At 66.0% G+C, this 19,926-nt stretch carries 20 protein-coding genes; 4 read left to right on the top strand and 16 right to left on the bottom strand.

Annotated elements, in window-relative coordinates; all coding sequences use genetic code 11:
- Positions 1–368: 368 nt before the first annotated feature.
- The 4 genes from AB7Z56_RS31700 to AB7Z56_RS31685 all read left to right on the top strand — a co-directional run bounded on the left by AB7Z56_RS31700 (position 369) and on the right by AB7Z56_RS31685 (position 4,580).
- Positions 369–938, top strand: a complete 570-nt coding sequence (locus AB7Z56_RS31700) for a sigma-70 family RNA polymerase sigma factor (RefSeq protein WP_008140099.1) — start codon at positions 369–371, stop codon at positions 936–938.
- Positions 935–1,624 carry a hypothetical protein gene (locus AB7Z56_RS31695; protein WP_063984606.1) on the top strand — a complete coding sequence of 230 codons (690 nt, stop codon included), beginning with the start codon at positions 935–937 and terminating at the stop codon, positions 1,622–1,624. Before AB7Z56_RS31700 ends, AB7Z56_RS31695 begins: the two co-directional genes overlap by 4 nt.
- A 15-nt stretch (positions 1,625–1,639) precedes the next feature.
- Complete coding sequence (locus tag AB7Z56_RS31690) at positions 1,640–3,346, top strand: S8 family serine peptidase (RefSeq protein ID WP_063984605.1); 1,707 nt, start codon at positions 1,640–1,642, stop codon at positions 3,344–3,346.
- Positions 3,347–3,857: 511 nt separating this feature from the next.
- Positions 3,858–4,580 (top strand): TIGR03809 family protein, encoded by a 723-nt coding sequence (locus AB7Z56_RS31685; RefSeq protein ID WP_231145230.1) that lies wholly within the window; start codon positions 3,858–3,860, stop codon positions 4,578–4,580.
- A gap of 28 nt (positions 4,581–4,608) precedes the next feature.
- Here the strand turns inward: AB7Z56_RS31685 and AB7Z56_RS31680 are convergent, their stop codons facing one another.
- The 16 genes from AB7Z56_RS31680 to AB7Z56_RS31605 form a co-directional block, all read right to left on the bottom strand.
- Positions 4,609–5,979, bottom strand: a complete 1,371-nt coding sequence (locus tag AB7Z56_RS31680; protein WP_063984604.1) for a TIGR03808 family TAT-translocated repetitive protein — start codon at positions 5,977–5,979, stop codon at positions 4,609–4,611.
- A gap of 231 nt (positions 5,980–6,210) precedes the next feature.
- Entirely contained in the window at positions 6,211–6,867 is a 657-nt protein-coding gene (locus AB7Z56_RS31675; protein WP_063984603.1) for a pyroglutamyl-peptidase I, read from the bottom strand.
- A complete protein-coding gene (gene meaB, locus AB7Z56_RS31670) occupies positions 6,864–7,853 on the bottom strand; it encodes a methylmalonyl Co-A mutase-associated GTPase MeaB (RefSeq protein WP_063984602.1) in 990 nt (329 codons plus the stop codon). The genes AB7Z56_RS31675 and meaB overlap by 4 nt, the downstream gene beginning before the upstream one ends.
- Before the next feature lie 51 nt (positions 7,854–7,904).
- The gene (locus AB7Z56_RS31665) at positions 7,905–9,416 is read right to left on the bottom strand and encodes a tripartite tricarboxylate transporter permease (RefSeq protein ID WP_063984601.1); all 1,512 of its coding nucleotides are present in this window, start codon (positions 9,414–9,416) and stop codon (positions 7,905–7,907) included.
- A gap of 4 nt (positions 9,417–9,420) precedes the next feature.
- Positions 9,421–9,912 (bottom strand): tripartite tricarboxylate transporter TctB family protein, encoded by a 492-nt coding sequence (locus tag AB7Z56_RS31660; RefSeq protein WP_063984600.1) that lies wholly within the window; start codon positions 9,910–9,912, stop codon positions 9,421–9,423.
- A 191-nt stretch (positions 9,913–10,103) separates the two neighbouring features.
- Positions 10,104–11,096 carry a tripartite tricarboxylate transporter substrate binding protein gene (locus tag AB7Z56_RS31655; RefSeq protein ID WP_028146998.1) on the bottom strand — a complete coding sequence of 331 codons (993 nt, stop codon included), beginning with the start codon at positions 11,094–11,096 and terminating at the stop codon, positions 10,104–10,106.
- Positions 11,097–11,227: 131 nt separating this feature from the next.
- Positions 11,228–12,001, bottom strand: coding sequence for an RsiV family protein (locus AB7Z56_RS31650; RefSeq protein ID WP_063986552.1), 774 nt, complete (start codon positions 11,999–12,001; stop codon positions 11,228–11,230).
- A gap of 32 nt (positions 12,002–12,033) precedes the next feature.
- Entirely contained in the window at positions 12,034–12,330 is a 297-nt protein-coding gene (locus AB7Z56_RS31645) for a nucleotidyltransferase family protein (RefSeq protein ID WP_063984599.1), read from the bottom strand.
- A 37-nt stretch (positions 12,331–12,367) separates the two neighbouring features.
- Positions 12,368–14,524 carry a methylmalonyl-CoA mutase gene (gene scpA, locus AB7Z56_RS31640; RefSeq protein ID WP_063986551.1) on the bottom strand — a complete coding sequence of 719 codons (2,157 nt, stop codon included), beginning with the start codon at positions 14,522–14,524 and terminating at the stop codon, positions 12,368–12,370.
- A 23-nt stretch (positions 14,525–14,547) separates the two neighbouring features.
- Positions 14,548–15,012, bottom strand: coding sequence for a GFA family protein (locus AB7Z56_RS31635; protein WP_063984598.1), 465 nt, complete (start codon positions 15,010–15,012; stop codon positions 14,548–14,550).
- A complete protein-coding gene (locus AB7Z56_RS31630; RefSeq protein WP_441256722.1) occupies positions 15,009–16,880 on the bottom strand; it encodes a methylmalonyl-CoA mutase family protein in 1,872 nt (623 codons plus the stop codon). The genes AB7Z56_RS31635 and AB7Z56_RS31630 overlap by 4 nt, the downstream gene beginning before the upstream one ends.
- A gap of 81 nt (positions 16,881–16,961) precedes the next feature.
- Positions 16,962–17,453: a 2-amino-4-hydroxy-6-hydroxymethyldihydropteridine diphosphokinase gene (gene folK / locus AB7Z56_RS31625; RefSeq protein WP_063984596.1), complete on the bottom strand. Its 492-nt coding sequence runs from the start codon at positions 17,451–17,453 to the stop codon at positions 16,962–16,964.
- 1 nt (position 17,454) lies between these two features.
- Positions 17,455–17,823: a dihydroneopterin aldolase gene (gene folB / locus AB7Z56_RS31620; protein ID WP_008553485.1), complete on the bottom strand. Its 369-nt coding sequence runs from the start codon at positions 17,821–17,823 to the stop codon at positions 17,455–17,457.
- Entirely contained in the window at positions 17,820–18,680 is an 861-nt protein-coding gene (gene folP / locus AB7Z56_RS31615; RefSeq protein ID WP_063984595.1) for a dihydropteroate synthase, read from the bottom strand. Before folP ends, folB begins: the two co-directional genes overlap by 4 nt.
- Before the next feature lie 228 nt (positions 18,681–18,908).
- On the bottom strand, positions 18,909–19,316 hold the full coding sequence (locus AB7Z56_RS31610) for a DUF4332 domain-containing protein (protein ID WP_071915663.1): 408 nt from the start codon (positions 19,314–19,316) through the stop codon (positions 18,909–18,911).
- A gap of 24 nt (positions 19,317–19,340) precedes the next feature.
- The gene (locus AB7Z56_RS31605; RefSeq protein WP_063984593.1) at positions 19,341–19,706 is read right to left on the bottom strand and encodes a hypothetical protein; all 366 of its coding nucleotides are present in this window, start codon (positions 19,704–19,706) and stop codon (positions 19,341–19,343) included.
- Between the last annotated feature and the right edge of the window lie 220 nt (positions 19,707–19,926).

Here is a 19,926-nt window from a genome sequence, read left to right as displayed (position 1 = left end):
GAAATCGAATCCAAACGGTGCAGCGCGCAACAGGGTGACAGCGGCCGGCGGGGAAATTTGCCGGCGATTAGGCATCGTTGGCGACGGGGTCGAGCCAAAGCAGGGCTTGGTGAGACATACGTCGTGCAGGGCTGCTATGGTTCCATCATGTCGGGCCGTCCGCGCCGGACGGCATTGCGCAGGGAATGCTTCATTACTATGTTACCGTTATCGAGCGAGCCGGCCAACCGCCGCGGGTGGCAAAAGGAAAATTCGCGTATGTGGGGTAGATCACACAGACCCCCGTGTGACTGCGGTAGGCTGAAGAATTTCGCCCCGCCCGTCGAACCGTCCGCCGCGCCGACCCGACCAACTTTGCGAGACGGGCATTGAGCGTGACACAGGCGGCTTCGGACGAGGTCCTCATCGCCAGGATCGCTCAAGGTGACCGGCTCGCCATGCAGGTGCTGTACGGGCGGCACCATGTCAGGGTCTACAGGTTCGGGCTAAGGCTCGTGCGGGACGAGCAGGCGGCGGAAGACCTCATCAGCGAGGTGTTTCTCGACGTCTGGCGTCAAGCCGGCAAGTTCGAGGGTCGATCCGCCGTTTCCACCTGGCTGCTGGCAATCACCCGATTCAAGGCCCTGTCTGCGCTCCGGCGCAGGAAGGACGTTGGGTTGGACGACGAAGCTGCCAACGCGATCGAGGATTCGTCTGACGATCCGGAAATCGCGGTGCAGAAAAAGGATACCAGTGAAGCGTTGCGGGAGTGTCTGACGGGCCTCTCGCCGGACCACCGGGAAATCGTCGATCTCGTCTACTACCACGAGAAATCCGTGGAAGAAGTGGCCGAAATCGTCGGTATTCCGGAGAACACTGTGAAGACGCGCTTGTTCTATGCGCGCAAGAAACTGGCCGAACTGCTGAAGGCAGCCGGCGTTGAGCGAGGCTGGCCATGATGGCATTGAGCAAAAAGATGCTGGAGCAAGAGCCCAGTGAAATTGAACTGCTACTGCCCTGGCACGCCGCCGGTACGCTGAACGCGCGTGACGCTCGCCGCGTCGAGGAAGCGCTGGCGCGTGATCCGGCGCTTGCAAAGCAATATGCCGCGATCCGCGGCGAGTACGAAGAGACCATCCATCTGAACGAGAGCTTAGGGGCCCCGTCGGCGCGGGCGATGCAGAAGCTGTTCGCCGCGATCGATGCCGAGCCGGCGCGGCCGGTCGGTTCGCTGCCGCTCTCGGCGCGCATCGCGACCTTCTTCTCGAGCCTGTCGCCGCGTACGCTGGCCTGGTCGGCGAGCCTGGGTGCCATCGCGCTGCTGCTCCAGGCCGGCATCATCGGCGCCGTGCTGATGAAGACCCAGCCCGCGACCTTCGAGACCGCTTCGCTGTCGGTCGGCGCGCCGATCACGCGTGAGCTTGGAGCTCCACCTGCGCGCGCGCTGGTGCGCTTCACGCCCGAGGCGCGCGTCGCCGACATCACCGCGCTGCTCGACAGCTACCAGGCTTCGATCATCGGCGATGCCAAGGGCGGCATGTTCCGTCTCCAGTTCGATAAGGCGATGGGCCGGGACGAGCTCGCCTCGCTGCTCGGCAGGATGTCGCGCGAGAAGTTCGTCAACCTCGCCGTTGCGGCGCCGTAAGGCGCCGCTGCACCGATGACGCGCAAGTCCGAGAGTAAGTCGCGAGCCGGGGCCTACGCTTCATCGGTCGGAGCTGCACTCCTGCTCGCCGGTCTCGGCGTCGAGGTTGCGCAGGCGCAGGCGATCATGCGCACGCCGACGATCAGCGTCCCCACGCGCACCCCGACCATCTCTCCCAGCATCGCCGCGCGCGTCAGCCCCGGTGTCGGTGCGCGGGCTGTCGGCGTCGGCCCCGGCCCGCGTTCTATCCCTGCTATCCCGCGTACCACCACCACGGCGCGGATGAGACCGGTGCTGCCCTATGCGCGCTATTCGCCGAACCTGTACCCCGCCTGCACCGCCCCCTATCGCGACGCCGACGGCGAATGCCTGGCGCAGCCGGGCGCAGGCGGCGATGGCACGGGCAAATCGGGCAAGAAGAGCGCCGGCAAGGGGCGGGGCAACAGCACGCCGGCCGCCGTCGACTTGCGCACCTTCGCCAACGAATTCGTGGCCGAGATCGACGGCGCGCTGTCGGCGACCGAAGCCGACGAGCTTGCGCGTCGCCACGGCCTGACGCGTGTCTCATCCGAGAATTTCCCGCTGATCGGGGCGACGTTCGGCCTGTTCCGCATCACGGACGGCCGGCCTTCCGAGACGGTGCGGCGTGAGTTCGCCGCCGACGGCAGCGTGCGCTCGGTCCAGCCGAACTTCCGCTACGTGCTCCAGGATCAGAAATCGTCGGTGCCTACCGAGGGCGATCCCGCGCAATACGCGCTGGCCAGGCTTCGCCTGCCGCAAGCGCATACGCTGGCGCACGGCGCCAACGTGACGGTTGCCGTGATCGACTCCGGCATCGACGCCCAACATCCCGAGCTCGCCCATTCCATCGCCGACAACTTTGATGCGCTCGGCAGCGCCGAGGGCCCGCATGTCCATGGCACCGGCATTGCCGGTGCCATCGTGGCGCATGCCAAGCTGATGGGCAGCGCGCCCGAAGCGCGCATCATCGCCATCCGCGCCTTTGGCGGCTCGACGGGTGGAGCCCAGAGCTCGTCCTACATCGTCCTGCGCTCGCTGAATTACGCCGCCGAGCACGGCGCGCAGATCGTCAATATGAGCTTTGCCGGTCCGAAGGACGCCGTGATCGAGCGCGCCATCGCGGCGGCCGCCGCCCGCGGGCTGGTGCTGATCGCGGCCGCCGGCAATGCCGGCGCGAAATCGCCGCCGCTCTATCCGGCCGCCAATCCCAACGTGATCGCGGTCAGCGCGACCGACCAGCAGGACAAGCTGTTCTCGGCGTCCAACCGCGGCAATTACATCGCGCTGGCGGCGCCTGGCGTCGACATCTTCCTTCCCGCGCCGGACGGCAAGTACCAGATGACCTCGGGGACCTCGTTCTCGGCCGCCTATGTCTCGGGCGTCGCCGCGCTGCTGCTCGAGCGCAATTACACGCTCAAGCCGGAGGCGCTGCGCATGACGCTGGCGAAGACAGCGCGCGACCTCGGTTCACCCGGCCGTGATGATCTCTTCGGCGACGGTGAGGCCGACGCGTTTGCCGCGGTGATGGCCGTTCCCGTCGACAACGCGACGCCTGTTGCGGCTGCGTCGGGTACAACAAAACGTGAAGATGCCGAGAAGCGTCGCGACGAGCCTGGCGTCCGCGCGATCGAACAACCCTCGCTGTCGAGCGCAGGCGATAAATCCACGATTTCTCAGGCGGATAGGCCGGCGACGCGATAGCGGCTGCGACAACTTTGCGCGCGGTGCGAGGGCCAAGAAATCGAACGCCGCATTGAACGTTCAGCCGGCTGCCACGACCAAATTATGTGGGAGCGGTCATCCCTCCCCATAAGTCATATCAGGCGCGAGCGCCCATCCACCCCAAGCGCCCATATGGCTCGACCCGTCCGGTTGTCCCCCCGGACGGGTCTTTTCTTTTCAGGCGTCTGATTTCTTGAACCGCTCGGCGCGATCAGCTTCCGGTTGAACGAACGTGGCGGCGCCCCTTGTCGGCGTCCGCGAGTCGCCCCGCAGGCCGGTTATGCTTGTGCGAAGCTTGACTCGAAAACACAGCAATTGTCCGCACGACTACGGTGATTGACGACGACCGGCGTGTCGTTGCTGGACAAGTCAAAACTTTTCCACAAAATATTCATGTCGCGTCTAAATTGATTCGTGTGCGTTGCGTCGCGTCCGTATTTTTCTCCCAACGGGCTGGTTTATGACACATCGCCAAGAGGCTGTTCGCGACGTGGCGCGTGGCCGCGACATTGCGGCACGCTGGTGCGCTCTCGCCGAGCAGCGGCTGGAACATCTCTCCGAAATGTTCGAGACCGGACGGTGGCGCCGCTATCACTCCGAGATCGCATTCCTCGAAAACATCCAGGAAGCCAAGCGCGCCGTCCAGACCTGGCGCGCTCTCGCGACCGGTGCTGACGTGGCCGCGGCGGCCGCGAGTGTCTCGCCCGTATTCGGCTGGTCGCCGGCGACCATGCCCCGCGTGTTTCCGCGCGACCAACAGGCGCAGACCGTGCAGCCGAAGGCCGTCCGCATCGCCGCGGAGACCACCGTCCCGGTCAGGCTCGCAGCCAAGCCGGAGGTCCTTGCCGAAATCACCGAAGCCCCGCTCGTGCCGCGAGCGACGCCTGCTGCGATGGCATTGTTCACTGCGCCGGCCGCTGTCGCGCCGCTCAAGGCTCCCGCTGCGCGGGCGCCACTCACCGCACCCGCCGTGAGGTCGCCGGTCGCCGCGCCTGCCGCAATGGCGGCGTTCACCACGCCTGCCGTGAAGGCGGCGTTCACCGCACCTGCCGTGAAGGCGCCCCCCGCCACGCCTGCTGCAATGGCAACGCTTCTGCCGCAGTTCGCCCCGCCCGCCGCCGAAATCGTCGCCGCACCCGAGCGCGTCGTCGAATTCACCTTCAGCCTCGACGGCCTGCAAGCGAAGTACCCGCTGCTGAGGAACGCGTTCTAGCGTTTGGGCGCCGGGATGAGGGCGGCAGCTACCGCCGCACCGCATTGCCGCCGACCACCAGCTGCGCAAAGCGCTGTGCGCCGTCGGCCGACAGATCCGACGTCACTGCACGGGCGTGATCGAGCCCAACCACGGCGCCGCGCGGGGTTTCCGAGATCATGTTGTTGTTGACGAGCGCGGTGCCTGCGCCGGACACCACGGAGACGCCGACGCCGGCCAGCGCCTTGCGGATCACATTGCCCGTGATCGCGACGTCGCGCAGATATTTGCCCCAGCCGGCGACGATGCCATAGGACGGCGCGTTCTCGATCACATTGCCGGTCACGGAGCTGTCAGCCTCGATGTAGATGCCCACACCGGCATCGTCGTCGGGGGCGGTGCCGATCGGCCGCTTCGGGATCAGATTGCGGATGATGTTGCCCTGGACCACCGCGATGCGGCCGCCTTCGTTGAAATTGCAGACGGAGACGCCGACGGCGGCACCATCGACCGTGTTGTTGGCGATCATCGCGGCCTCGAACGCGAACTCCGAATAGAGCGCGACCTCGCGCACGTCGCTGACGCTGTTGCCTGATATGTGGATGTTCGACGCCGAATTGCCGCGCACCGCCGAGTAATCGCAGTTCCTGATGCGATTGCCGCGCACGATCACGTTGCCGGCGCGAAACGCGTTGATGGCGTTGCCGTACTGGCCCGAGCCGCCGGGGCCGGCCTTGATGTCCTCGATGCGGTTGTCAGTGACCAGCGTGCCGTCGTCGCCGATTGCGGTGCGCAGGATCTCGATGCCGTTGTCGTTGGTGCCGATGATGGTGTTGCGGGACACGCTGAGGCCCTTGGCGTCGAACGAGACGACTGCCGTCACCGCGATGTTGGTGAAGATGTTGCCCGAGATGTCGCCGGACACCTGCTCGAGCCAGATGCCGCTGCCGCCGGAGCCGGTGATCTCGCAATCGGTGATGCGGACGTCACGCCCGCCGAGGACATGGATCAGTCCGCGCCGCGTCGGCAGCGGGATGCCGCCGCCGTCGAAGATGAGGCCGGTCAGGCCGATCGAGTCCGACCCGTCGCTCTGGATCGCTGCGGCCCCGCCGGTGAAGATGATTTTTGTCGCGCCGCGCACGCCGATCAGCTGGGCGCCATTCGGCAACCGCAGCAATCCGCTGCGGTAGATGCCGGGTGGCAGCGCCAGCGGCATCTGTGCCCGCGCAGCGTCGTCGATGGCGCGCTGGAGCACGCGGGTCTGGTCCTCGCTGCTGCCGGGCCGCACGCCGTATTGCGTGGCATCGCGGCCGAGCAGGGACGTCAGCGGCGCCGCGCGCGCGGCGTCGGCCGGCATGGCGAGGGCGCCCGCGATGCCTGCGGTCGAAGCTCCGATGAGATGACGGCGATTGAGGTCCATGACGCATCCTTCGGCGGACGCGGGAGGTCCGCGACCGACTAGGTAGCGCAGGGTGGCTGGGGCGGTGAGGATTGTTCGCGGTAGGGTTAAATGTTTACCGCAAAGACGGTGCCGTAGGGTGGGCAAAGCGACTTGTCCGCCGTAGCTCGAAGAGCGAAGGCGGAAGCGTGCTCACCATTGTTACACGAATGCGGATGTATGGTGGGCACGGCGCGACGCGCCTTTGCCACCCTACGAAATCTGAGTGTTCCGCTGCTTCCTTGCCAGCCCCACCAGCTCCATCAGCATCGCTTCCCCCGCGTCCACCAGCTCCTCCAGCGTAATCCGGGCTGCGCCCTTGCGCCGCACCGCGCCGCTGCGGGCGAGCAGGGGAATGTGGATGAACGCCGCAAGCTGCGGTCCGCCCGCCCTCACATTCTCGATCGCGCGCCAGCTCAGATAATTGCAGAGATAGGCGCCGGCATCGCGCGAGGCGCGCGCGTCGATGCCGGTGAGGCGCGCGGCGCGCAGCAGCCTTGCCGTGTGCGGACCGAACGTCATCGCGTCCGCATGGCCGGCGATGCCGCGCTTGCTGGAGCGGGTGTTGGCGGCATCGGGCCAGAGCATGGTGACGGCGTTGCGTGCGCGGGTCTCGATGCGGAGGTAAGGCGTACGCGCGGCGAGGCCGAACATCAGCAGCGCGTCGGGCTGTTCCTTCGCGAGCACATCAGGCAATTGCCGGTCGACCGCGGCATAGGTGACCGGGAAGATGTGGCTCGCGAGCGCGACATCGTCGAGCGCCGGACGGCGCAATTGCGCCAGCCGCGCGACCAGTGGCTGGGTCGGGTTATAGGGCGCGCCGGGAAACGGTCCGAACCCGGTGAGGAGAATGCGGAGCTTTTCGCTCATTGCAGCAACTCCAAAATCTGCTCGGCGGCGAGTGCCGGCGTGAGATGGCCTTCGGCCACCTCAGCCTCGATCTTCCTGACCTTGGTCCGCACCGACGCCTCGCTGCGCAGCCGCGCCAGCATGCGCTGCTCCAGCATCGACCACATCCATTTCACCTGCTGCTCGCGCCGCCGTGCGGCGAAATCGCCGGACGCGTTCATCGCCTTGCGGTGATCCAGAACCTTCTGCCAGAGTTTTGCGATCCCGTCGCCGGTCAGCGCCGAATAGGTCTCGACCGGCGGGTGCCAATGCTCGGATCGCGGCGCCAAAATATGCAGCGCGCCGCGATAGTCGGCGGCGGTGATGTTGGCGCGCTTGAGGTTGTCGCCGTCGGCCTTGTTGATCGCGATCATATCGGCGAGCTCGACCAGACCCTTCTTGATGCCTTGCAGCTCGTCGCCGCCGCCCGGCAGCATCAGCGCGAGGAAGAAGTCGGTCATGTCGCAGACTGCGGTCTCGGACTGGCCGATGCCGACGGTCTCGACCAGCACGACGTCGAAGCCGGCGGCCTCGCACAACAGCATGGCCTCGCGCGTCTTGGCGGCGACGCCGCCGAGCGTGCCTGACGATGGGGAGGGACGGATGAAGGCGTCATTGGAGGCTGACAGCCGCGCCATCCGCGTCTTGTCACCAAGGATCGAGCCGCCGCTGCGCGCCGAGGACGGATCGACCGCGAGCACCGCGACCTTGTTACCCTGTTCGATCAGGTACGTCCCGAGCACGTCGATGGTGGTGGACTTGCCGACGCCGGGCGAGCCGGTGATGCCGACGCGAACCGCCTTGCCGGTGTCGGGCAGCAGCATCTGCACCAGCTCGCGCGCCAGCGCCTGATGGTCGCCGCGCCGGCTCTCCGCCAGGGTGATCGCCCGGGCGAGCGCCGCGCGACTGCCGGCGCGCAAGTCGCGGGCGAGGGTCTTGATGTCCAGCGAGGCCTTCTTCTCAGTCATGCCCTGCTTTACAACGCCCCGCCGAGGCAGGCGAGGGCCGCTCGCCCGATATCACCGAGTCGTTGCCGCCGCTGTCTGCACCGGCTTCACCTTGCGCCAGACCCACACCAGCACCGGCCAGAGCAGCGCGCCGATCGCCATGGCGGCGAGGATCGCCGCGACGGGTCGCTCGAAGAACGGCAGGATACTGCCGTCGGACTTGATCAGCGACGTCACGAAGGCCTGCTCGACCATGGTGCCCATGACGATGCCGAGCACCATCGCGGCCACCGGATAGCCGTTCGCCTCCATGACATAGCCGATGATGCCGAAGGCGGCGACGGTGACGACGCCGAACATGTTGTTGCCGATCGCGAACGAGCCGACCGCGCAGCACAGCATGATGATCGGCATGATGGCGGAGCGCGGCGCCAGCAGGATGTAGGCGGCGATCCGGATCATGGCGATGCCGAGCGGGATCATCACGATGTTCGCGATGATGAACATCAGGTAGATCGCGTACATGCTCGACGCCTTCTCGGTGAACAGCGTCGGGCCGGGATTGAGCCCCTTCATGTAGAGTACGCCGATCGCGATCGCGGCGATGGTGTCACCGGGAATGCCGAACAGCAGCGACGGCACCCAGCCCGAGGCGATGCTGGCGTTGTTGCTGGCGCCGGCCTCGACCAGGCCCTCGACATGGCCGGTGCCGAATTTCTCCGGCTCCTTGGAGAAGCGTTTCGACATCGCGTAGGAGACCCAGGCGGCCATGTCGGCGCCAGCGCCGGGCAGCACGCCGATGATGATGCCGATGATGTTTCCACGCGTCATCTGCCAGTGATACTTCTTGGTCAGCTTCCACTGGCCGGCCATGATGCTTCCGAATTTTCGCCGCGGCAGCGGCGGCGGCTCGGGCGTCAGCATCGCGCGCATCACCTGTGCCACCGCGAACACGCCGACCAGCGCCGGGATCGGCTCGATGCCGCCGAACAAATCGGTGATGCCGAAGGTGAAGCGCGGCACGCCGCCGGGATTCTCGATGCCGATGCAGGACACCAGCAGGCCGAGGAACATGCCCGCGATCGCCTTCACCGGCGAGGAGCGCGCGACCAAAGTGGCGCACATCAGGCCGAGCAGCGCCAGCCAGAAATATTCGAAGGTCGAGAACGACAGCGCGATCTCGGCGAGCGGCGGCGCCAGGATCATCAGCGACAGCACGCCGGCGATGCCGCCGATGGCGGAGAACCAGACGCCGGCCCCCAGCGCCAGCTCGGCCTGGCCCTTGCGCGTCATGGCGTAGGCCTCGTCGGCATAGGCGGCCGAGGCGGGGGTGCCGGGAATGCGCAGCAGCGCGCCGGGGATGTCGCCCGAGAAGATCGCCATCGAGGAGGCCGCGACAATGGTTGCGATCGCCGCGATCGGCGAGAGGTAGAAGGTGACGGGGACGAGCAGGGCGGTCGCCATCGTCGCCGACAGGCCGGGCAGCGAGCCGATCACGAGGCCGTACACGGAGGCTGCGAACATCGCGATGATGACCTCCCAGGTGGAGATCAGCGCGAATGCTTCAATCAGGGTTTTCAGCATGGGATCACCAGGGCGTCGGCAGCAGGCCGGCGGGGAGCGGCACGCGCAGCAGCTTGCCGAAGATGAGGTGGATGCCGAACGGCGACAGCGCCGCGAGCGGCAGCGCCAGCTTCCACTTCGCCCCGAGCGCGGTCGAGGTGACGTAGACCATGATTGCCGCGGTGATGATGAAGCCGAGCCGGTCGGCGGCGGCGACGTAGAACAGCAGCAGCGCCGGCGGCAGCAGGGCGCGCAGGCCGTAGAGCTTGCTCTGCGGCGGCGGTGCGGCGGCTTGGCCGTCTTCCAGTGGGATCAGCTCTTCCTCCTCCTCGAAGGAATGGCCGATGCCGAACACGATCGCGAGCCCGCACAGCGCGAGCCCGATACCGATCACGAGCGGAAATACGTTGGGGCCGACCGGCTGCCCCGGCACCGGCGGCAGGATCCAGCCGCCATAGGCAGCCGCCGCGCCGAGCACGACGAGAAACGATCCCGTGACGGAGTCGGGAAGACGCATGTGAGAATCCTATGCGAGGTATTCTCCCTCTCCCCGCGCGCGGGGAGAGGGTTGGGGTGAGGGGGGCTCTCCGCGGGGAAGGTGAGAATTGGACTTGTGGAGAGTCCCCCTCACCCGGAATCCGCGCTTCGCGCGAATTCCGGCCTCTCCCCGCAAGCGGTGAGAGGCGATCAGAGCATCGCAGGTGCGGATCACGCCTTGCTCAGGCCGGCGGCCTTCATCGCCTCGCCCATCTGGGCGTCGCCCTTGTCCATGAAGCTTGCGAACTGACCGGCATCGCCCCACACCGTGCCGAAGCCGCGGTTGCTCATGAAGTCCTTGAACTCGGCGGAGTCGTAGACCTTCTTCAGCGCTGCGGTGAGCTTCGTTGCGATCTCCGGCGGCAGGTTCTTCGGTGCGCCGATGCCGCGCCAGGCGCCGGTTGCGTAGTCGATGCCCATCGCCTCCTTCAGCGTCGGCACGTCCTTGAAGATCGGGTTGCGCGCCGGCGCCATGATGGCAAGGCTCCTTGCCTTGCCCGCCTCGATGATGGCGCGCGCCTCCGGCACCGAGCACGTCGTGAGGTCGAGGCCGCCGGCGGCGAGATCCTGCATCGCGGGCGCAGCGCCATTCGACGGCACCCAGGCGACCTGGTTGGCGGGCAGGCCCATCGCCTGCATCCAGCCGACCAGCGCGAGATGCCAGATGCCGCCCTGGCCGGTGCCCGACGCCTTGAACTTGCCGGGGGGCGCCGCCTTGATGGCTTCGGCGAGCTCCTTGACGGTCTTGTAGGGCGAGGAGGAGGAGACCTGGATGCCGGGCGGGTCCTCGTTCATCAGCGCCAGCGGCGTGTAGCTCTTCGGCGTCAGCTCGGTGAGGCCCTGCCAGTGCATCATCGAGATTTCGACGGTGAGCATGCCGATCGTGTAGCCGTCCGGCTGTGCGGTCGCGATCGCGCTATGGCCGACCACGCCCGAACCGCCGGTGCGGTTGACGACGTTGAAGGGCTGGCCGAGATCCTTTTCCAGCAGGGCTGCGACAATGCGCGCAGTCGCGTCGGTGCCGCCACCGGCGCCCCAGGGCACGATCACGGTGACCGGCCGGGCCGGATACGCCTGTGCGCGCGCGGGTGTGAGACCGAATGCGGCGGATGCGGCAATCGCGGCGGAAGAGGCCGCAAAAGTGCGGCGCGAAATCTTGGACATCAATGCCTCCCAGCGGCGCCCGTGACACCGGGCGCTCTTGTCAATGAAGGCATTCTAGTCGGCTTTGCGGCGCCGCTGCAAGGTAGCGCTACCACAGCGCTGTGAGCAATGTGTCGCTGCTCAAAACATCATCACTGCGGCTCCTCGGCGTCGCCCTTCGGCCGCGCGCCGCCGAAGATGCGTATGCCTTCCGCCGTGAGATAGGTCTTCAGCGTTTCCCACGGCACGAAGGCGACATATTCGCCCTCGGCGTAGGGGCCGACCGCGTAAGGCGGATAGTGGAAGGTGAGCCCGGAACTCTTGCCCGCTTCGGTTGACGGCGCGAGCGTCACCGCGCCGATCTTGAGCAGGCTCGGCTCGACGCTCTTGAACCACTCGTCGGTCGCGGTCTCGCTGGTGTCGCGCTTCTTCTTCTCGACTCTCAGCGAAGCGATCACGGCCTTCACCATCGCCTTCATGGTTGCCCCGTTGTCGGCGGTCTCGGTGAAGAACGGGCGGATCGAGATGCGCTTGTGCTCGCTCTTGTCCCACAGGATCGTGTTCACGTCCGAATTGGGATGCGCGCCATGAGTGTCCATGTAGTCGTTGCGCAGGACGCTGACATAGCGATCGCCGACCACGGAGCGGATCGCATATTTGCGTTCGAAATCCCAGCCGCCCTCCTTGAAGAACTGCGGATCTTCCTTGCGCGAGGCGGCGGCCTCGGCCGCGTTCTTGTCGAGCCACTTCCTGCCTTCGGCCAGGCAATCCGCCGCCAGCGTTGCATCCGCCTTGATCCTGTCGTCGAGGAAGATGCGGGCGTCGATGCTCTTGGTCTTGATGACGGCGTCGGGCTTGGGGTCCGCGGCGAGGGCGGAGATCACGCACGTTGCGCTAAGCGCCACGGCGACGCTCAAACCGATCATGAACTTCAAGGGGAATGCTCCTTACGTGAGCGTCAGAATATTTCGAGGATGTCGTCTGCGATCTGCTGCGCAGAGTGGGGGGAGGCGGAGCGCCGGACGGTCGCCTGCGCCTGCAGGCCGGTTGCATCCTCGATGATCTGCTCGACGTCGATCAGGTTGAGCAGCGAGAAAGAGGCCTCCGGTTCGACCTCGACCAGGACATCGATGTCGCTGTGCGGGTGATAATCGTCGCCGGCCCGACAGCCGAGGATGGCGAGCTTCGAGACGCCCTTGGCTTTGATGGCATCAGCGTTCTGGCGTATCGCAGCGATGAGCTCATCACGTGTCATGGAGACAATCCGGCCGGTGATGCGGCCAGCGTACCATCTACTCCGCCGCCTCGCTATGCCCGAGCCGGGCATTCAGCTTGCGGATCAGCTCCTCGGCGGCTTCCGCGATCACCGTGCCCGGCGGGAAGATGGCTTCGGCGCCGGCCGCATAGAGCGCGTCGTAATCCTGCGGCGGCACCACGCCGCCGACGATGATCATGATGTCGTCGCGGCCCTGTTTCTTCAGCGCGGCCTTGAGTTCAGGCACTGCGGTGAGATGGGCGGCGGCGAGCGAGGAGACGCCGAGGATGTGCACGTCGTTCTCGACCGCCTGCCGCGCAGCTTCATCCGCCGTGGCAAACAGCGGCCCGATGTCGACGTCGAAGCCGATGTCGGCGAAGGCCGAGGCAATCACCTTCTGGCCGCGGTCGTGGCCGTCCTGGCCGATCTTGGCGACCAGGATTCGCGGCCGGCGGCCTTCCGCCTCCTCGAAGGTGTCGATCAGCGCCTGAACCTTCTCGACCTGGTTACCCATGCTGGACGCCTCCCGCTTGTAGACGCCGGTGATGGACCTGATCTCGGCGCGGTGCCGGCCGAACACCTTTTCCATCGCGTCCGAGATTTCGCCGACGGTCGCCTTCGCCCGTGCCGCGTCGATCGCGAGTGCGAGCAGATTGCCGTTGCCTTCGCCGGCCGAGCGCGTCAGCGCGGCAAGCGCCGCGTCGACGTCGGTCTGGTTGCGCTCGGATTTCAGCCGCGTCAGCTTGTCGATCTGGAGGCGGCGGACATTGGTGTTGTCGACCTTGAGGATGTCGATGGGAGCCTCATCCGTCGGCTTGTACTTGTTGACACCGATCACCGCCTGCTTGCCGGCATCGATCCGGGCTTGCGTCTTGGCCGAGGCCTCCTCGATGCGCAGCTTTGGCACGCCGGCCTCGATGGCCTTGGCCATGCCGCCGAGCTCCTCGACCTCCTGGATGTGGCCCCACGCCTTCGCCGCGAGATCGCGCGTCAGCCGCTCGACATAATAGGAGCCGCCCCAGGGATCGATGATGCGGGTGGTGCCGCTCTCCTGCTGCAGGAAGAGCTGGGTGTTGCGGGCGATGCGCGCCGAGAAGTCGGTCGGCAGCGCCAAGGCCTCGTCGAGCGCGTTGGTGTGGAGCGACTGGGTGTGGCCTTGCGTCGCCGCCATCGCCTCCACCGTCGTGCGCATCACATTGTTGAACACGTCCTGCGCGGTCAGGGACCAGCCCGAGGTCTGGCAATGCGTGCGCAGCGAGAGCGAGCGCGGATCCTTCGGGTTAAAGGGCTTCAACAGCTTCGCCCAGAGCAGGCGCGCGGCGCGCATCTTGGCGACTTCCATGAAGAAGTTCATGCCGATCGCCCAGAAGAACGACAGGCGCGGCGCGAAGCGGTCGACATCCAGGCCCGCGGCAAGACCGGCACGGAGATATTCGACGCCGTCGGCGAGCGTGTAGGCGAGCTCGAGGTCCTGCGTCGCGCCGGCCTCCTGCATGTGATAGCCGGAGATCGAGATCGAATTGTATTTCGGCATCTTCGTGGAGGTATAGGCGAAGATGTCCGAGATGATCCGCATCGAGGGCGCGGGCGGATAGATATAGGTGTTGCGCACCATGAACTCTTTCAGAATGTCGTTCTGAATGGTGCCCGAGAGCTTTTCCGGCGGCACGCCCTGTTCGCCGGCGGCGGCCACATATAGCGCGAGGATCGGCAGCACCGCGCCGTTCATGGTCATGGACACGCTCATCTGGTCGAGCGGAATGCCTGCGAACAGCGTGCGCATGTCGTAGATGGAATCGATGGCAACACCGGCCATGCCGACGTCGCCGCCGACGCGCGGATGGTCGCTGTCATAGCCGCGATGGGTGGCGAGGTCGAAGGCGACCGAGAGGCCCTTCTGTCCGGCCGCGAGGTTGCGGCGGTAGAATGCGTTGGAATCCTCCGCCGTGGAGAAGCCGGCATATTGCCGGACGGTCCAGGGCTGATTGACATACATGGTCGGGTAAGGGCCGCGCAGGTAGGGCGCGATGCCCGGATAGGTCTCGAGGAAATCGAGCCCGGCGAGATCGGCCTCGCCGTAGGCAGGCTTCACCAGAATGCCCTCGGGCGTCAGCCACGGCTCGGCGCTGCCGGTCGGCGCAGCGGTCGCGGCTCGCTCGAAGGCGACGTCGGCGAAATCAGGAATGCGGCTCATGGTTTCAACCATATCATAAACGCTCAATCATGATCCGGATGCTGATGGCTGACGATGGTCGCCATCTTCTCCGGTCCGTAATTCTGTTGCGTGGTCTGGCTCGGCAAATTGGAGATTCCGACCACCCAGCCGAGGCGGGATTCAGTTCCGTATTGGCGCGTCGGCACCAACTGGTCGGGCCGGTCGAAGGCGCCGGTCATGATCTCGATCCGGTCGCCGTCGATGCGGCCAAAGCTCAGCGGCGTGCCGCAGGCGGCGCAATAGCCGCGATCAGCGATCGAGGAGGAGCGGAAGAACGCCGGCTGCCCCTTGCTCCAGGCGAAATCCGTCCGGTTGATGTCGGCGAAGGACGCGAACGGCGCGCCGCTCGCCTTCTGGCACATCCGGCAATGGCAGATCGAAACCCGGTTGGGGGTTGCCGAAATCGCAAAGCGCACCGCGCCGCATTGGCAGCCGCCGGTGAAAACTGGTTTGCCCGCCTCGCTCATGCCTGCTCCATCCGTCGGTAGGCGTCTTGCAGTGTCGCAAGCGCATCGACTCCGGCGAAGACAAAACCCGTGACGCCGGCCGCACGGAGCGCCGCCTCGGCATCGGTCGGACGGCCTGCCAGATAGATAAGTCGCGCGCCGGCCGTTTGCAGGGCCTTCGCCGCGGCGTCGGCGTGTTCCGGATAGACCTTGTCGCTGGAACAAAGACAGGCGAGCTCGGCGCCGGAGGCCTTGAATGCGGCGGCCAATTTGGCCGGATCGGCAAAGCCCTCGCTGTCGACGGCCTGGATGCCGCCGGCCTCGAACAAGCTCTTGGCAAAGGTCGCCCGCGCCGTGAAATCGGCGGGCGTGCCGAGATTGGCCAGAAACACCTTTGGCCGCGCACCGCGCGCCTTCAGCGCCGCATCGGATTTGTCGCGCAACGCCTCGAACGGTTCCGCCAGCCGGATCGGCGGCAGCGCATCGAACTTGTATTTCTGCTCGCCGTAGGGAGCGAGCTTGACCGGCGTCGCCGTCAGCACCGCCGTCTCGCGCTCATGCAGGTTGGGAAACTCGCTGGCGCCTGTCAGCACGTCGCGGCGCTTTGCGATGTTGGCGTCGCGCGCCTTTCGCGCGGCCGCGACCTTGCTCTGGAACAGACCTTGCTGAAGCGCGGCGAAGGCGCCGCCGGCTTTCTCGCTGTCCTGGAACAGCACCCAGGCGGCGTCGCAAAGCTGTGCGGTCAATGTCTCGATGCCGCCCGCGCCGGCGGCGGGATCGCTGACCTTGGCGAGGTTGCTTTCTTCCAGCAGCAGGGCTTGCGTATTGCGCGCCACGCGCCGCGCGAATGGATCAGGCAGCCCGAGCGCCAGCGTATGCGGCAGCACGGTGATTGCATTGGCGCCGGCGAGCCCGGCCGCGAATGTCGCGATGGTCGCGCGCAGCATGTTCACGTAAGGATCGCGCTGCGCCAGCATGCGCCAGGCCGTATCGGCGGCAATGAACAGCGGCTTCGGCGTCAGCCCGCACGCCGTCTCGATGCGCGCCCACAGCAGCCGCAGTGCACGGAATTTTGCCATTGTCAAAAACTGGTCGGCATCCGCAGAGAGCCGCGCATAGATCATGTCCTGCGCCTGCTCCAGCGGAACGCCGGCGCCCTCGATCGCGCGCAGATAGGCGACGCCGCAGGCGAGCACGAACGCGAGCTCCTGCACCTCGGAGCCGCCGGCATCGTGGATCACGCGCCCGTCGGCGGACGCGAACGGTCCCTTGAAGCCGAGCGCGGCGAGCCCCTTGATGGCGCCGGTGACGGCCGGAACGATCTCGTCCCATGTGTAGGGGCTGTGACCCCACACCGCGCCGGCCGCAAGCGGATCGAGCCCGAAGCGGATGTTGCAGGCGGCGGGATCGAGGCCGTTGCTCTTCACATATTCCGCGACATGGATCGCCGCCATCCGCGATTGCGGACCGATCTGGAGCTCGATGCCGATGCCGGCATCGAGATGAATATCCTTGAAGACCTTTGCGACCGCATCGGCCGAAGGTTCCAGCCCGAACCCGTGAGCGCCACTGCCGCCGGCGAACACCAGCGCGAGACCCGTCGCGCCATTTTCGAGATCGGTCAGCGCCTGCGCATTCGCGAGCGCCGCATCGGGATGGTCGATCCGCTGCATGATCTGCCACGGCGCGGCGGCAGGCCGTCCCACCACGGGCGCAACGCCCCGGGCGCGCGGATAGAGAGGGTCGATCTTGAGGCCGTCATAAGTCTTGCCGACCAGCTTCTCGAACGGCGCGCCCTTCAGCACGCCGTCGACCAGCTTGCGCCAGTCGTCGACCGTGGCCTTGGGGAAATCCGCCGCCAGCGGCAGGTCGTCAGTCACGGAGGTCATACGGCCAAGGGCTCCCAAAAATCTTGTTGTTCGCGGGCGAAATTGCCACGGCCGGCCGTCGCTGCAAACGGTTGTTTTTGGTTAACCGGTATCCGGAAGCCGCTCAATGCCTTGCGTCGAGACGCTGGCAAGCCCGTCACGCACACGAATGCCTGAGATCACGCGGTCGGGCGCGATTTCGGCCAGCGGCACCAGCACGAAGGCGCGCTCGAACAAGCGCGGATGCGGCAAGGTCAGGTCGGGTTTCTGCAAGCTGACATCGTCATAGGCGATCATGTCGAGATCGAGCGTGCGCGGGCCCCATTGCCTCTCCTTGTTCCGTGTGCGGCCGAATTTCTGCTCGACCTTATGCATCACGAACAGGAGCGCATGCGGATCGAGGCTGGTTTCGATCTCGACGCAGGCATTGATGAAGGGATCCTGGTCCTCGTCGCCCCAGGGCGGCGTCGCATAGTCCGAGGAGCGCGCGATCAGCGCGGCTTGCGCCATGCCGCAGATGTGCGAGATCGCCTTCCGGAACGTCGCGCGGACATCGCCGACATTGCCGCCGAGTGCGATCAGCACGCTCGCCATATCAAGGATGCCGCGAGCGCGTCAGCATGATGCCGACGTCGTCGAAGATCGCGGCGATCGGCGCATGCGGCTTGTGCACGGTGATCTTCACGGCGCGGATGCGCGGGAAGTGCGACAGGATGGCATCGGCGACCGCGCCGGCCGCCCGCTCCAGGAGCTTGTAGTTGGTGTTCTTGAACGCCGCCGTCGTGGTCGCCACGACTTCGGCATAGGACACCGTATCGGCGAGCCGGTCGCTGCGCGACGGCTCCGACAAATCGGTATAGAGCTCGAGATCGATGACGAAGCGCTGGCCGACTTCGGTCTCGTGATCCATCACGCCGTGGCGGGCGTGGATCGACAGGCCGGTGACGAAGATCGTATCGGTCATTGCTTGCTCTCGATTGCATTCGCGACCCGCAGGGCCTGCAAGGTCTCGGCGACGTCATGCGTGCGGATGATTTTGGCGCCGCGCTGTGCGGCGATCAGATGCGCAGCGATCGAGCCGGCGAGCCGTTCCTTCGGCTCCGAGGGCGACACCGAGGCGATGAAGCGTTTTCGCGAGGCACCAACGAGGATCGGCAGGCCGAACATGTCGAATTCGCGCAGCCGCGCCAGCGCGGTCATGCTCTGCTCGGCCGTCTTGCCGAAGCCGATGCCGGGATCGAGTACGATCTTGTCGCGCGCGATGCCGGCCTTGGCGGCGATATCGAGCGAGCGCAGGAAGAACGCTTTCATGTCCGTGACGATGTCGATGGCGGAATCGACGGCCTCGCGGTTGTGCATGACGATGACGGGGACGCCGCGCGCGGCGATGAGCTGTGCCATGCCGGTGTCGCGCTGCAGGCCCCAGACGTCGTTGGCGATCGCAGCGCCTTGGTCGAGCGCAAAGGCTACGACTTCAGCCTTCATGCTGTCGATCGACACGGGGACGCCCAGCGCCACCACGCCTGACAGCACCGGCTTCAGCCGGGCCAGCTCGTCCGCGGCCGTCACCGGCCGGGCGCCCGTGTAGGGCCGGGTGGACTCGGCGCCGATGTCGATGATGTCGACGCCGGCCTCGATCATCGCCCGCGCCCGCGCAAGCGCCAGCTCGGGCGCGATAAACTCGCCGCCGTCGGAGAAGGAATCCGGGGTGACGTTGAGCACGCCCATCACTGCCGGAATCGGCCGCTCCAGCAGCGTCCGCAGCACGTCGGGCCCGGCCGAGCCGGCCGGCGGGACGGATGGGGAGGGCGAGGCATTCATGCGGCCCGCTTTAGCGGTCGGGGAGGGGGGATTCAAGGTGGGAGGTGGCGAATGTCGATGTGTTCGCGGAGCATCGATCGCCTCCGCTGTCATTGCCCGCGAAAGCGGGCAATCCAGTATTCCGAGGCCGTGCGGTGATACGGAGGAGCCGCGGCGTACTGGATACCCCGCCTTCGCGGGTATGACACCGAGAGCTAACGCGGCAGGTCGTATGCCGAGGGAGATGCCCTAATACGTGATCTTCGGCGGCAGCTTCTTCGCCTTGGCGATGATGTCGCCGACCGATTTTTCCGAGGGCAGGATGCGGACGAGCTTCTTCTTCACGTTGGCTTCCCGCATGCTCTGGGCCAGCCGTGCCGGATTCCGATAAGCGAGCTCGCGCACGGTGGTGACGCCGGCGGCGCGGACGAGGCCGACCTTGGCCCGGCCCATCCCGGGAATGCGCATGTAGTCGGAGACGTTGGCCCATTCCAGCAACTGCTGCTCGCTGATGCCGGTCTTGGCGGCGAGCGCCTTGCGACCCTTCACGGTCGAGGCCGCCTCGAGCAGCGCGTCGGTCGTGCGGATTCCTTGCGCCTTCAATTTGTTGGCGGCAAAGGCTGGCAGGCCCTCAATCTCGGAGATCGGATATGTCATGATGCTCGATATGAAAAGCGTCGCTCAGGCGAACTGGCTGAGGCCCGGCGTCCCCGCGATGATCTTGCCCATCTGATCCGCTCCGATTTTGTCTCGGCCGTAGCGGAAAAGTTCACGGGCAACGTTCTGAATCTCGGACATGCCAAGTCCCAGGCCCATCAGGCGCGTGCCGACGGCCATCAGGCCGCCGCCCATCAGCCGCGACAGTCCGCCGCCGCTCCTGGACGCTTCTATCGCCGCTTCTGCACCGGGAATCTGATCGATCAGCGCTTCGACGTTCTCGGAAGGACCTTCGCTGCGGAGGAAGCCCAGGATAATGCCGACGGTCTTTTCAGCCACAGCACCATCTATGCTGGCGTTCGACGCCAGCCGCCCGATCAGCTCGTCCATAAGGCCCGCCCCTCAGCCGGTTTGCATGCCCGAGTATTGCTTCCGAAATGATCTTGATCCGGAGCGATGTGAAATACAAGCGATGAACGTACGCAAGGTTCCGATTCACTCTCGAAGGCGCGAAAAGTGTTGCAACGATGCAAGAGCGGAGATGGATTCAGCGAAAAATTGCCGCGGTGCGAACGCGTCATTCCTACTTTCGGCTGATGTCGGCGGTATG

The organism is Bradyrhizobium sp. 482_C4_N1_8 (assembly GCF_052075965.1).
GTDB lineage: Bacteria > Pseudomonadota > Alphaproteobacteria > Rhizobiales > Xanthobacteraceae > Bradyrhizobium > Bradyrhizobium barranii.
This window is presented reverse-complemented; position numbering and strand designations above follow the sequence as displayed.